This is a genomic window from Pseudomonas sp. R4-35-07, from assembly GCF_003852235.1.
Lineage (GTDB): Bacteria > Pseudomonadota > Gammaproteobacteria > Pseudomonadales > Pseudomonadaceae > Aquipseudomonas.
On sequence record NZ_CP027732.1, the window covers coordinates 5,365,991 to 5,380,429 of the forward strand.

10 protein-coding genes are annotated in these 14,439 nt (G+C 61.8%); 5 read left to right on the plus strand and 5 right to left on the minus strand.

What is annotated here, in order from left to right:
* Positions 1–141: 141 nt before the first annotated feature.
* Positions 142–1,086 (minus strand): GlxA family transcriptional regulator, encoded by a 945-nt coding sequence (locus tag C4J89_RS24600; protein ID WP_164487607.1) that lies wholly within the window; start codon positions 1,084–1,086, stop codon positions 142–144.
* Positions 1,087–1,277: 191 nt separating this feature from the next.
* Here C4J89_RS24600 and C4J89_RS24605 point away from each other — a divergent pair, with 191 nt between their 5' ends.
* From C4J89_RS24605 to C4J89_RS24625, 5 genes are all read left to right on the plus strand, one after another.
* Positions 1,278–2,222, plus strand: a complete 945-nt coding sequence (locus C4J89_RS24605; RefSeq protein WP_124364723.1) for a choline ABC transporter substrate-binding protein — start codon at positions 1,278–1,280, stop codon at positions 2,220–2,222.
* A 72-nt stretch (positions 2,223–2,294) separates the two neighbouring features.
* A complete protein-coding gene (locus C4J89_RS24610) occupies positions 2,295–3,182 on the plus strand; it encodes a 3-keto-5-aminohexanoate cleavage protein (protein WP_124364724.1) in 888 nt (295 codons plus the stop codon).
* Positions 3,183–3,326: 144 nt separating this feature from the next.
* Positions 3,327–4,292: an L-carnitine dehydrogenase gene (locus C4J89_RS24615; RefSeq protein ID WP_124415772.1), complete on the plus strand. Its 966-nt coding sequence runs from the start codon at positions 3,327–3,329 to the stop codon at positions 4,290–4,292.
* Between the two features lie 27 nt (positions 4,293–4,319).
* Positions 4,320–4,811: a thioesterase family protein gene (locus C4J89_RS24620; RefSeq protein ID WP_124364726.1), complete on the plus strand. Its 492-nt coding sequence runs from the start codon at positions 4,320–4,322 to the stop codon at positions 4,809–4,811.
* Between the two features lie 224 nt (positions 4,812–5,035).
* Positions 5,036–5,299 carry a hypothetical protein gene (locus C4J89_RS24625; RefSeq protein ID WP_124415773.1) on the plus strand — a complete coding sequence of 88 codons (264 nt, stop codon included), beginning with the start codon at positions 5,036–5,038 and terminating at the stop codon, positions 5,297–5,299.
* A gap of 95 nt (positions 5,300–5,394) precedes the next feature.
* Here C4J89_RS24625 and C4J89_RS24630 read toward each other — a convergent pair whose 3' ends face one another.
* The 4 genes from C4J89_RS24630 to gltB all read right to left on the minus strand — a co-directional run bounded on the left by C4J89_RS24630 (position 5,395) and on the right by gltB (position 14,204).
* Positions 5,395–6,498 carry a GlxA family transcriptional regulator gene (locus C4J89_RS24630; protein WP_124364728.1) on the minus strand — a complete coding sequence of 368 codons (1,104 nt, stop codon included), beginning with the start codon at positions 6,496–6,498 and terminating at the stop codon, positions 5,395–5,397.
* Positions 6,499–6,998: 500 nt separating this feature from the next.
* On the minus strand, positions 6,999–8,066 hold the full coding sequence (gene hemE / locus C4J89_RS24635; RefSeq protein ID WP_124368627.1) for a uroporphyrinogen decarboxylase: 1,068 nt from the start codon (positions 8,064–8,066) through the stop codon (positions 6,999–7,001).
* A gap of 241 nt (positions 8,067–8,307) precedes the next feature.
* Entirely contained in the window at positions 8,308–9,726 is a 1,419-nt protein-coding gene (locus C4J89_RS24640; protein WP_003171228.1) for an FAD-dependent oxidoreductase, read from the minus strand.
* 32 nt (positions 9,727–9,758) lie between these two features.
* The gene (gene gltB, locus C4J89_RS24645) at positions 9,759–14,204 is read right to left on the minus strand and encodes a glutamate synthase large subunit (RefSeq protein ID WP_124415774.1); all 4,446 of its coding nucleotides are present in this window, start codon (positions 14,202–14,204) and stop codon (positions 9,759–9,761) included.
* Between the last annotated feature and the right edge of the window lie 235 nt (positions 14,205–14,439).

The window sequence follows — 14,439 nt, forward strand, 5'->3', positions numbered from 1 at the left end:
TCAGTCACTTATGTGCTGCTGACCCACCGCTATCGGGGGCAAGCCCCCTCCCACATTTGATCCGCGGTGCCGGCCGCTTTTATACCTAATTATAGAAACAACTATAAATTATAGTCGCGCCTATAATTGACTAAAAAACGATCAAACCACCTCCCGTCGCCGATCCTCCCTCGGACATTTCGCAAACCTCGCCCGATAGCTGCGGGTGAAATACGACGGCGACTCGAACCCGCAAGCAATACTCACTTCCAGCACGCTCATATCGCTCTGGCGCAGCAGTTGCCGGGCTTTTTCCAGGCGCAGGCGCAGGTAGAAGTTGCTGGGTGTGTCGTTCAGATGCAGGCGGAACAAGCGCTCCAGTTGGCGCCGGGTGACCTTGATCGCGTCGGCCAGCGCCAGGGTGCTCAGCGGTGGCTCGGTGTGTTGCTCCATCTCGCCGATCACGTGCACCAGCTTCTTGTTGTTGATGCCGTAGCGCGTGGCGATCTGCATGCGCTGGTGGTCTTTGCGCGGGCGGATGCGGCCCAGCACGAACTGTTCGGACACCTGGATCGCCAGGTCCGGGCCGTGGGCCTGGGCGATCAGGTCGAGCATCAGGTCGATGGACGCGGTGCCGCCGGCGCAGGTGATGCGACGGCGGTCGATCTCGAACAGTTCCTGAGTGACGCTCAGGTGCGGATACGATTCCTTGAACGCATCGATGGCTTCCCAGTGCAAGGTCAGGCGGTGGCCGTCGAGCAGGCCCGCTTCGGCCAGCACACAGGCGCCGGTGTCGATGGCGCCGAGGGTCACGCCGTCGTGGTCGAGACGGCGCAGCCAGTGTTCCAGCGCGGGCGTGGCGAACTGCAGCGGTTCGAAGCCGGCCACCACCAGCAGCGTTGCGCCTTTCTTCAGCGGTTCCAGTGCGGCGTCGGCATTGACCGACATGCCGTTGCTCGCCAATACCGCACCGCCATCGGCGCTCAAGACATGCCAGCGGTACAGCTCGCCACGGAAGCGATTCGCCACCCGCAGCGGCTCCAGCGCGGAAATAAAGCCAATGGCCGAGAACCCCGGCATCAGTAAAAAGTAGAAATCCTGGGACATGGTGGCGCTCTCGTCGGACCGGCAGCGTGGCACTGTGATACTCCCGTTCCTGGGCGGATTCAAGGGGCAGGTCGCTGCAGTGCAAAAGTGGGTCGCCGCCGTGCGTTTTGTCACCAGCCAAGCTGCGTAACGTGGCACCACGGCGCACAAAGACGCCGGCCCCACAATAACGACCTGCCGAGGGCTCCACCATGAACCGACTGATCAGCCGCAGCGTGCTTGCACTCAGCGTCAGCGCTATTTTGAGCACCCCCGTCATGGCAGCGGATGCCGCTTCCTGCCAGAACGTGCGCCTGGGCGTGGTGAACTGGACCGACGTGATCGCCACCAGCGCCATGACCCAAGTGCTGCTCGACGGGCTCGGCTACAAGACCAAACAGACCAGCGCCTCCCAGCAGATCATCTTTGCCGGCATCCGCGACCAGCGCCTGGATCTGTTCCTGGGCTACTGGAACCCGCTGATGACCCAGACCATCACGCCGTTCGTCGACGCCAAGCAAGTCAAAGTGCTCGACAAGCCGAGCCTGGAAGACGCGCGCGCTACCCTCGCCGTGCCGACTTACCTGGCGGACAAGGGCCTGAAAACCTTTGCCGACATCGCCCGCTTCGAAAAAGAGTTGGGCGGCAAGATCTACGGCATCGAGCCGGGTTCGGGCGCCAATACCCAGATCAAGGCCATGATCGCCAAGAACCAGTTCGGCCTGGGCAAGTTCCAACTGGTCGAATCCAGCGAAGCGGCCATGCTCTCTGCGGTCGACCGTGCGGTACGGCGCAAGGAACCCGTGGTGTTCTTCGGCTGGGCGCCGCACCCGATGAACGTCAACGTCGCCATGACTTACCTCACCGGCAGCGAAGACGCCCTGGGGCCCAATGAAGGCAGGGCGACCGTGTGGACCGTCACCGCGCCGACCTATGCCGAGCAGTGCCCCAACGTCCACAAGTTGTTGACCAACCTGACCTTCACCGCCGCCGATGAGAGCCGGATGATGCAGCCCTTGCTGGATCACAAGGACCCCATTGAGTCGGCCAAGCAGTGGCTCAAGGATCACCCGCAAGACCAGGCGCGCTGGCTGGAAGGTGTGACCACCTTCGATGGCAAGCCGGCGGCGGCCAACCTCCAACTGACCGTTAAATAACCTGTTCAAGACACCGCTTCGCAGCCCCGACCGACTGCGAACGGCACCCCCACGCCTGTAAGGAACCGCCTCATGAACCACGACGTCATCATCACCTGCGCACTCACCGGTGCTGGCGACACGACCGCCAGAAGCCCGCACGTGCCGGTCACCCCCAAACAAATCGCGGCCGCCGCCGTGGAAGCCGCCAAGGCCGGCGCGACCGTGGTGCACTGCCATGTGCGTGACCCGCACACCGGCAAGTTCAGCCGCGACGTGGCGCTGTACCGCGAAGTGATGGAGCGCATCCGCGAGGCCGACATCGACATCATCGTCAACCTCACTGCCGGTATGGGCGGCGACCTGGAGATCGGCAGTGGCGAGCACCCCATGGAGTTTGGTCCCAACACCGACCTGGTCGGCCCACTGACGCGCCTGGCCCATGTCGAGGAATTGCTGCCGGAAATCTGCACCCTCGATTGCGGCACCCTGAACTTCGGCGATGGCGACACCATTTACGTGTCCACTCCGGCGCAATTGCGCGCCGGCGCCAAGCGTATCCAGGCGTTGGGCGTTAAAGCCGAGCTGGAGATTTTCGACACCGGCCACCTGTGGTTCGCCAAGCAGATGATCAAGGAGGGCCTGCTCGACAACCCGCTGTTTCAACTGTGCCTGGGCATCCCGTGGGGCGCGCCGGCCGACACCACCACCATGAAAGCCATGGTCGACAACTTGCCCGCCGACGCCGTGTGGGCCGGCTTCGGCATCGGCCGCATGCAGATGCCGATGGCGGCGCAGGCGGTGCTGCTGGGCGGCAACGTGCGAGTCGGCCTGGAAGACAACTTGTGGCTGGACAAAGGCGTGCTTGCCACCAATGGGCAGTTGGTGGAGCGCGCCGGTGAAATCCTCAGCCGCCTCGGGGCGCGGGTCATGACCCCGGCGGAAGGTCGCATCAAGATGGGCCTGGCCAAACGCGGCTAGTCCCTGCCAAAACCAAATCAAAAATGTGGGAGGGGGCTTGCTCCCGATAGCGGTGGCTCAGCCTAAAGATGCATGACTGAAACACCGTCATCAGGAGCAAGCCCCCTCCCACAAGGGATCACCGAACGCTTTAGGAATGTGCCAATGAGCTTTATCACCGAAATCAAAACCTTCGCCGCCCTCGGCAGCGGTGTTATCGGCAGCGGCTGGGTGTCCCGCGCCCTCGCCCACGGCCTGGACGTCGTGGCCTGGGACCCGGCACCCGGCGCCGAAGCGGCCCTGCGCAAACGTGTCGCCAACGCCTGGGCCGCCCTGGAGCAACAAGGCCTGGCGCCGGGAGCATCCCAGTCGCGCCTGCGCTTTGTTGCCACCATTGAGGAATGCGTAAGGGACGCCGACTTCATCCAGGAAAGCGCCCCGGAACGCCTGGAGCTGAAACTGGATTTGCACAGCAAGATCAGCGCCGCAGCCAAGCCAAATGCGCTGATCGGCTCGAGTACTTCCGGCCTGTTGCCGAGTGAGTTCTACGAGCGCGCCACCCACCCGGAGCGTTGCGTGGTTGGCCACCCGTTCAACCCGGTTTACCTGCTGCCGTTGGTGGAAGTGGTCGGCGGCAAGCACACCGCGCCGGAGGCGATCCAGGCCGCGATCAAGGTCTATGAATCCCTCGGCATGCGCCCACTGCACGTGCGCAAGGAAGTGCCGGGGTTTATTGCTGACCGCCTGCTGGAAGCGCTGTGGCGCGAGGCGCTGCACCTGGTCAACGATGGCGTGGCGACCACGGGCGAAATCGACGACGCGATTCGCTTTGGCGCCGGGCTGCGCTGGTCGTTCATGGGCACCTTCCTCACCTACACCCTGGCCGGTGGCGATGCGGGCATGCGCCACTTCATGGCGCAGTTCGGCCCGGCATTGCAGTTGCCGTGGACCTATTTGCCGGCGCCGGAACTCACCGACAAGTTGATCGACGATGTGGTCGATGGCACCCGCGACCAGTTAGGCAAACACAGCATTGCGGCGCTGGAGCGCTATCGTGATGATTGCCTGCTGGCGGTATTGGAGGCAGTCAAAGTGACTAAAGCCAAACACGGCATGAGCTTTGCCGAATAACTCACATTCTTGACCGAGTCTGGATCCATGCCCGCATTGAAGACCTACACCACTCAAATCCTGCCTGAATGGGTCGACTACAACGGCCACCTGCGCGATGCGTTCTACCTGCTGATCTTCAGCTACGCTACCGACGCACTGATGGACATGCTGGGCCTGGACAGTGACAACCGCGAAGCCAGCGGCCACTCGCTGTTCACCCTCGAGTTGCATCTGAACTACCTGCACGAAGTGAAGCTGGGAGCCGAAGTGGAGGTGCGCACCCAGCTGATCGCCCACGACGCCAAGCGCCTGCATCTCTATCACAGCCTGCACCCGGTGGGGGATGACAAGGAACTGGCCGGCAACGAACAGATGCTGCTGCATGTCGACCTGGCGGGGCCGCATGCCACGCCGTTCACCGAGGCCGCGCTGGAACGTCTGGCTGCCATCAGCGCCGCACAGGCCGAGCTGCCAATGCCCGCCCTGCTTGGCCGTGTCATTGGTTTGCCGGCAAAAAAAGCCCCGAGCCAGCCGTGACTGGATCGGGGCAGAGTGCCTTGTGTGAGCCGTGCATCCGGAGGGTGACCAAACCATCAAGCTGCGTGCCTGGGACCAGTGTGCCGGTAAGTGCACCTGGCGCATGGCCCGAAAACGACACCCTCATAGCCATCTGAGGCATTCACGCATTCTGCCCTTGCCGACCGCCTGGGCGGCTACCAGAATCGAGGTCGAACCCCGCTCCCCTCACCAGGATAAACGTCATGATGCATGCGGATTTGATTGACCAGGATGACCTGTTGGGCCAACTGCGCTCGTTGGGTTTCGAAGTGTCCAGCGGTGCCACTGCCGAGCAGGCTTGCGAGTGCGCGGTACGCGGTTTGAGCGAGGCACGGGCCAAGGCGCTCAAGGGCATGGTTGAGCGGATGTACAGCGGCAGCGCGACGATTCTGCCGGCGGTGCGTCAGGCGATCGATAAGCAGTTGTTGCCGGCCTTGATGCAGTTCAGGCAGAGCTCCGGCGCCTGACAGAGTGCTATCGGGGGGCAAGCCCCCTCCCACCTTTGACTGTGTTCACAAATCAAATGTGGGAGGGGGCTTGCCCCCGATGCAGTCAACCCGGTCTAGAGCCTTACACTGGCGAAAGTCGACTCATTCCTGGCCTGGCTCAACGCCGACATCGGCCCCGACAACGGTGACAACACCAGCGCCTGCGGAATCGGCAGCATCGCCACCTGCTGGGTGGTGTTGGAGCCTACACGCTCATCGCGCGGCGGAATGCCGAAGTATTCGCGGTAGCACTTGGAGAAATGCGGGGTGGACACAAACCCGCACACCGACGCCACTTCGATGATCGACATCGGCGTTTGCTTGAGCAACTGCCGCGCACGGATCAGGCGCAACTTGAGGTAGTAGCGCGACGGCGAACAGTGCAGGTATTTCTGGAACAACCGCTCCAGCTGGCGACGCGACACGGCGACATAGACCGCCAGTTCGTCCAGGTCGATGGGCTCTTCCAGGTTGGCTTCCATCAGCGCCACGATTTCCTGCAGCTTCGGCTGGTTGGTGCCGAGCATGTGCTTGAGCGGCACACGCTGGTGATCCTGTTCGTTGCGGATGCGTTCGTACACGAACATCTCGGAGATGGCGGCCGACAGCTCACGGCCGTGGTCGCGGCTGATCAGGTGCAGCATCATGTCCAACGGCGCGGTGCCGCCGGAGCTGGTGAAGCGGTTGCGATCGAGGGTGAACAGGCGTGTGCTCATGGCCACGCGGGGAAACGCTTCCTGCATCGACGCCAGGCATTCCCAATGCACGCTGCAATCGAAACCGTCGAGCAGGCCCGCACAGGCCAGGGCCCAACTGCCGGTGCAGACCGCACCGAGACGACGGGATTGACGCGCCTGGCTTTGCAGCCACGACACGTGTTCGCGGGTGACGGTGCGCTGGATGCCCACGCCACCGCACACGATCACCGTGTCCAGGGCTGGAGCCTTGTGCATGGCGGCATCGGGGGTGATCTGCAGGCCGTCACTGGCCCATACTTGGTTGCCGTCGACACTCAGGGTTGTCCAGCGATACAACTCGCGGCCGGACAGCTGGTTGGCCATGCGCAGAGGTTCCACGGCCGACGCCAGGGAAATCAGCGTGAAATTGTCCAGCAGCAAAAAGCCGATGGATTGAGGCGCACGGTTCTGGGGTTGAGCCCCGGAGTTGAACGACGTCATCGCAGTATCTCCTCACACAAAGCGGGTGATGGCCTCAGGCGAGGCTCTTGTTATTGCGCTCATCTCCTGAGAGGGAGAGAGGCTTTGAATTGATAGAGCAAATGCCATGCCTGAAATTGAATAGCCATTCAACAAATCCTGAAAACGACCTGTTGATGCGTCTATATAAGCCCGCCGATTAAACGCGAGATATGACGCACGAGGCCGGGGCCCAGAGGGCCGTGAGCAGATCGGTAGCACTTGTGGGAAGGCGCTTTGCGGGCGTAGGAGAAGTCTGTCACCCAACGCACGGGAGACGGGTGGTCGAGGGAGAAATCGTTCGCGAGCTACTTATCTATTTGCGACGCGCTAAAAGGTGGCGCTTTGGGCTCGGGTGTTCACTTTATGAGCAGTACTGGTTGCACTGGCGCTATCGGGGGCAATCCCCCTCCCAGCGTTGAAATGTATTCACAGGTCAAAATGTGGGAGGGGGCACCCCCTTCCCACATTGGTCTTGCCTGTTACTCGTGATATTGCGCCGACAGCTCGTGCACCGCGCGCAGGAACGCGCCGGCATGCTCCGGGTTCACTTCCGGGGTGATGCCATGACCCAGGTTGAACACGTGCCCGGTGCCTTTGCCGTAGCTGGCGAGGATGCGCCCGACTTCGGTGCGGATCGCTTCCGGCTTGGCGTACAGCACGGTCGGGTCCATGTTGCCTTGCAGCGCGACCTGGTTACCAACGCGGCGGCGGGCTTCGCCAATGTCGCAGGTCCAGTCCAGGCCCAGGGCATCGGCACCGGCGTCGGCGATGCTTTCCAGCCACAGGCCACCACCCTTGGTGAACAGGATGACCGGCACCTTGCGGCCTTCGTGTTCGCGGATCAGGCCGCTGACGATCTTGCGCATGTAGGCCAGGGAGAATTCCTGGTACGCCGCCGCCGACAGGTTGCCGCCCCAGGTATCGAAAATCTGCACCGCTTGCGCGCCGGCCATGATCTGGCCATTGAGGTACGACGTGACCGACTGCGCCAGCTTGTCCAGCAACAGGTGCATGGCGTGCGGGTTGTCGTAGAGCATGGCCTTGGTCTTGCGGAAGTCTTTCGACGAGCCGCCTTCGACCATATAAGTGGCCAGGGTCCATGGGCTGCCGGAGAAACCAATCAGTGGCACGCGGCCGTTGAGCTCGCGGCGGATGGTGCTGACGGCATCCATCACGTAGCCGAGGTCTTTGTGCGGATCAGGGATCGGCAAGGCTTCGATATCAGCCAGGGTACTGACGACTTTCCTGAAACGCGGGCCTTCGCCGGTCTCGAAGTACAGGCCTTGGCCCATGGCGTCCGGGATGGTGAGAATATCGGAGAAGAGGATGGCCGCATCCAGCTGCGGGTAGCGGTCCAGCGGCTGCATCGTGACTTCGCAGGCGAACGTAGGGTTCATGCACAGGCTCATGAAGTCGCCGGCATTGGCGCGACTGGCGCGGTATTCCGGCAGGTAGCGACCGGCTTGACGCATCATCCACACGGGCGTGACGTCTACGGGCTGCTTGAGCAGGGCACGAAGGAAACGGTCGTTCTTGAGGGCAGTCATGTCGGCATCCGCAAAAAAAGTGAGGGCATTTTCTCAGAGCGCGACGCAAAAGGCACGGAATGCGCCGTGCCTTTTGTCTATCGGGTCAATTTGTCGCGGACATGGAAACGCTGCAAAACCAATGTGGGAGGGGGCTTGCTCCCGATTGCGGTGGTTCAGTTATAGATACTGAAACTGACACACCGCTATCGGGAGCAAGCCCCCTCCCACATTTTGATCCCATTTCAAGCGGGGATCGGGGTCAGACTTGCAGGTAGTCCAGGATCCCTTCTGCGGCGTTACGGCCTTCGAAGATCGCGGTTACCACCAGGTCCGAGCCGCGCACCATATCGCCGCCGGCGAAAATTTTCGGGTTGCTGGTCTGGTGCTTGTACTGGCCTTGCTCCGGGGCCACAACACGGCCCTGGCTGTCGGTCTGGATCTCGAACTGCTCGAACCACGGCGCCGGGCTTGGGCGGAAACCGAAGGCGATGACCACGGCGTCGGCCGGGATGATCTCTTCGGAACCCGGGATCGGCTCAGGGCTGCGACGGCCACGGGCGTCCGGTTCACCGAGACGGGTCTCGACCACCTTCACGCCTTCGACGCGGTCTTCACCAACAATCGCGATCGGTTGGCGGTTGTAGAGGAATTTCACGCCTTCTTCCTTGGCGTTCTTCACCTCTTTGCGCGAACCGGGCATGTTGGCTTCGTCACGGCGATACGCACAGGTCACCGACTTGGCGCCCTGGCGGATCGAGGTGCGATTGCAGTCCATCGCGGTGTCGCCACCGCCAAGCACCACGACCTTCTTGCCTTTCATGTCGACGAAGTCTTCCGGCGACTTTTCAAAGCCCAGGTTGCGGTTGACGTTGGCGATCAGGAAGTCGAGCGCGTCGTACACGCCCGGCAGGTCTTCACCGGCAAAGCCGCCCTTCATGTAGGTGTAGGTGCCCATGCCCATGAATACCGCATCGTATTCGGCGAGCAGTTGCTCCATGGTGATGTCTTTGCCGATCTCGGTGTTCAGGCGGAACTCGATGCCCATGCCGGTGAACACTTCGCGACGGTTGCTCAGTACGGTCTTTTCCAGCTTGAACTCGGGGATGCCGAAGGTCAGCAGGCCGCCGATTTCCGGGTTCTTGTCGAACACCACCGGGGTCACGCCGCCACGCACCAGCACGTCGGCACAGCCCAGGCCCGCAGGGCCCGCGCCGATGATCGCGACGCGCTTGCCGGTCGGCTTGACCTTGGACATGTCCGGGCGCCAGCCCATGGCGAACGCGGTATCGGTGATGTACTTCTCCACCGAACCGATGGTCACCGCGCCAAAACCGTCGTTGAGGGTGCACGCGCCCTCGCACAGACGGTCCTGCGGGCACACCCGGCCGCAGACTTCCGGCAGGGTGTTGGTCTGGTGCGACAGCTCGGCGGCGGCGAGGATGTTGCCCTCGGCCACCAACTTGAGCCAGTTGGGAATGAAGTTGTGCACCGGGCACTTCCATTCGCAATACGGGTTACCGCACCCCAGGCAGCGGTGGGCCTGGTCGGCCGAGTGCTGGGGTTTGAAGGGTTCGTAGATCTCCACGAACTCTTTCTTGCGTTGACGCAACAGTTTCTTCTTCGGATCTTTGCGCCCGACATCGATGAACTGGAAGTCGTTATTCAGACGTTCAGCCATGTTAAAACCTCATCAAACTGTTCAGGCGCATATCACTGCGGGTTGGCACGGATGCTGGAAAGCAACGATTTCAGGTTGGCAGCCTTGGGCTTGACCAGCCAGAAACGACGCAGGTAGTCATCGAGGTTTTCGGCGAGGTTACGCCCCCATTCACTGCCGGTTTCCTCGACGTACTCGTCCAGCACGTGCTGCAAGTGGTTTCGGTATGACTCCATGGCTTCGCCGCTGATCCGCTGGATCTCGACCAACTCGTGGTTGACCTTGTCGACGAAGGTGTTGTCCTGGTCGAGCACGTAGGCGAAACCGCCGGTCATGCCCGAACCGAAGTTGTAACCGGTCTTGCCCAGTACCGCGACAAAGCCTCCCGTCATGTACTCGCAGCAGTGATCGCCGGTGCCTTCCACCACGGTGTGGGCACCGGAGTTACGCACGGCGAAACGCTCACCAGCGGTACCGGCGGCGAACAGCTTGCCACCGGTGGCGCCGTACAAGCAGGTGTTGCCGATGATGGCGCTGTCCTGCGACTTGTAGACGCTGCCGAGTGGCGGAACGATCACCAGCTTGCCGCCGGTCATGCCCTTGCCCACGTAGTCGTTGGCGTCGCCTTCCAGGTACATATGCAGGCCACCGGCGTTCCACACGCCGAAGCTCTGGCCCGCAGTGCCCTTGAAACGGAAGGTGATCGGCGCTTTCGCCATGCCCTGGTTGCCGTGCTTGCGTGCGATTTCGCCGGAAACACGAGCGCCGATGGAGCGGTCGCAGTTGCAGATATCCAGCGCGAATTCGCCACCGCTGGCATCGTTGATCGACGAACCGGCCAGGTCGACCATTTTCTCGGCCAACAGGCCCTTGTCGAACGGTGGGTTGCGGTCTACCTGGCAGAATTGTGGCTTGTCTGCCGGGATGTGATCGCTGCCCAACAGCGGCGTCAGGTCCAGGTGCTGTTGCTTGGCGGTCTGGCCTTCGAGGATATCCAGCAGATCGGTACGACCGATCAGCTCTTCCAGCGAGCGTACGCCCAGCTTGGCCAGCCACTCACGGGTCTCTTCGGCGACGTAGGTGAAGAAGTTCACCACCATGTCGACGGTGCCGATGTAGTGATCCTTGCGCAGCTTTTCGTTCTGAGTGGCGACGCCGGTAGCGCAGTTGTTCAGATGGCAGATGCGCAGGTATTTGCAGCCCAGGGCGATCATTGGCGCGGTGCCGAAGCCGAAGCTCTCGGCGCCGAGGATTGCGGCCTTGATCACGTCGAGGCCGGTTTTCAGGCCACCGTCGGTCTGTACCCGAACTTTGCCGCGCAGGTCGTTGCCGCGCAGGGTCTGGTGGGTTTCGGCAAGGCCCAGTTCCCATGGCGCACCGGCGTATTTGATCGAGGTCAGCGGCGATGCGCCGGTACCGCCGTCGTAGCCGGAGATGGTGATCAGGTCGGCATAGGCCTTGGCCACGCCGGCGGCGATGGTGCCCACGCCAGCCTCTGCTACCAGCTTCACCGAGACCAACGCCTGCGGATTGACTTGTTTGAGGTCGAAAATCAGCTGCGACAAATCTTCAATCGAATAGATGTCGTGATGCGGCGGCGGCGAAATCAGGGTCACGCCGGGTACCGCATAGCGCAACTTGGCGATCAGGCCGTTGACCTTGCCGCCAGGCAGTTGGCCGCCTTCACCGGGCTTGGCGCCCTGCGCGACTTTGATCTGCAGCACTTCGGCGTTGACCAGGTATTCCGGGGTCACCCCGAAACGGCCGGTGGCAACCTGCTTGATTTTCGAGCTCTTGATAGTGCCGTAACGCGCCGGGTCTTCACCGCCTTCGCCGGAGTTGGAACGCGCACCCAGGCGGTTCATGGCTTCGGCCAGGGCTTCGTGAGCCTCGGGCGACAAGGCGCCCAGGGAAATACCGGCGGAGTCGAAGCGCTTGAGGATCGATTCCAGCGGTTCGATTTCGCTGATGGCCAGCGGCGTGTCCAGGGTCTTGACCTTGAACAAGTCGCGGATCATCGACACCGGGCGGTTATCCACCAGGCTCGTGTACAGCTTGAACTTGGCGTAGTCGCCCTGCTGCACGGCGGCTTGAAGGGTGCTGACCACGTCCGGGTTGTAGGCATGGTATTCGCCACCGTGCACAAACTTGAGCAGGCCGCCTTGCTGGATTGGCTTGCGCGCGCTCCAGGCTTCGGCCGCCAGGGCTTTCTGCTCGGCTTCGATGTCGACGAAACGCGCACCCTTGATGCGGCTCGGCACACCACGGAAGCTCAGCTCGCAGACTTCTTCGGACAGGCCGATGGCCTCGAACAGTTGCGCGCCACGGTAGGAGGTGACGGTGGAGATGCCCATCTTCGACAGGATCTTCAGCAAGCCTTTGGTGATGCCCTTACGGTAGTTCTTGAACACTTCGTAGAGGTCGCCCAGCACCTCACCGGTACGAATCAGATCGCCGAGCACTTCGTACGCAAGGAACGGATACACAGCCGAGGCACCGAAACCGATCAACACGGCGAAGTGATGCGGGTCACGGGCGGTGGCGGTTTCCACGAGGATGTTGGAGTCGCAACGCAGGCCCTTTTCAGTCAGGCGGTGGTGCACCGCGCCCGTTGCCAGGGCGGCATGGATCGGCAGCTTGCCTGGGCCGATATGACGGTCGGTCAGCACGATCTGGGTACGACCGGCGCGCACGGCTTCTTCGGCCTGGTCGGCGACGTTGCGCACAGCGGCTTCAAGGCCCAGGCTCTCGTCGTAGTTCAGGTCAATGATCTGGCGGTCGAAGCCCGGACGCTCCAGGGTCATCAAGGAGCGCCACTTGGCCGGGGAAACGACCGGCGAGCTGAGGATCACGCGCGACGCGTGCTCCGGCGATTCCTGGAAAATGTTGCGCTCGGCACCCAGACACACTTCCAGAGACATCACGATCGCTTCGCGCAGCGGATCGATCGGTGGGTTGGTCACCTGGGCGAATTGCTGGCGGAAGTAGTCGTACGGCGTGCGCACACGCTGGGACAGCACGGCCATCGGCGTGTCATCGCCCATGGAGCCGACCGCCTCGTAGCCTTGCTCGCCGAGCGGACGCAGCACCTGGTCGCGCTCTTCGAACGTGACCTGGTACATCTTCATGTATTGCTTGAGCTGGTCGACGTCGTAGAAAGCCGAACCGTGGTCGTTGTCTTCCATGGTCGCCTGGATGCGCAGGGCGTTCTTGCGCAGCCATTGCTTGTACGGGTGACGGGACTTCAAACGGTTGTCGATGGCGTCGGTATCGAGGATCTGCCCGGTTTCGGTGTCCACGGCGAGGATCTGGCCAGGGCCTACGCGGCCTTTGGCGATCACATCTTCAGGCTTGTAGTCCCACACGCCGATTTCCGACGCCAGGGTGATAAAGCCGTTGGTGGTGGTGACCCAACGCGCCGGGCGCAGGCCGTTGCGGTCGAGCAGGCACACCGCATAGCGACCATCGGTCATGACCACGCCGGCCGGGCCGTCCCACGGTTCCATGTGCATCGAGTTGTACTCATAGAACGCCCGCAGGTCGGGGTCCATGGTCTCGACGTTCTGCCACGCTGGCGGAATGATCATGCGCACGCCACGGAACAGGTCGATGCCGCCGGTGACCATCAGCTCGAGCATGTTGTCCATGCTGGAGGAGTCGGAACCGACGCGATTGACCAGCGGGCCGAGCTCTTCCAGGTCCATCAAATCATTGGCGAACTTGGTGCGACGGGCCACGGCCCAGTTGCGGTTGCCGGTAATAGTGTTGATCTCGCCGTTGTGGGCGAGGAAGCGGAATGGCTGGGCCAGCGGCCATTTCGGCAGGGTGTTGGTGGAGAAGCGCTGGTGAAACACGCAGATTGCGGTTTGCAGGCGCTCATCGCTCAGGTCCGGATAAAAGGCGGTGAGGTCCGCCGGCATCATCAGGCCTTTATAAATGATGGTCTTGTGGGAAAAGCTGCAGATGTAGTGGTCGGTATCGGCGGCGTTGGCCACCGACGAACGACGACGGGACGTGAACAGCTTGATCGCCATGTCCTGGTCGCTCAGGCCGTCGCCTGCGATGAACACTTGTTCGATCTGCGGCAGGCGCTCCAGGGCCAGGCGGCCGAGTACGCTGGTGTCGATCGGCACTTTGCGCCAGCCGACGAGCTGCAGGCCGGCAGCAACGATCTCGCGGTTCATGTTCTCGCGAGCAGCTTCGGCTTTAACCGGGTCCTGGTTGAAAAACACCATGCCCACGGCGTACTGCTTGGGCAGCTCGACGGCGAAGTGCTCTTTGGCGACCGCGCGCAGGAACTGGTCGGGCTTTTGAATCAGCAAGCCGCAACCGTCACCGGTCTTGCCGTCGGCGTTGATCCCACCGCGGTGGGTCATGCAGGTCAGGGCCTCGATGGCCGTTTGCAAAAGGGTATGACTGGGCTCGCCCTGCATGTGGGCTATCAGGCCGAAACCGCAGTTATCCTTGAATTCATCGGGTTGGTACAGACCTGCTTTCATAGACACTTTCTCACCAGGCTGCCTCTTATATCGAGGCAAATTTCTTTTCAATTCAACCGGTTACCTTCCACGCCGGACGTGCGCCGGCTTAGCGGGGGCAAAAGGGAGGTCATTGTACACACCGCCACAGACGCTCACAAATTTAGCGACGAAATGTCGCAAATCTATGTCGCATTTATGAAAGGTTTAAAGCGATATGCTGTGCTAGTCAAAACTTTTTTAATTCTGACCGCTA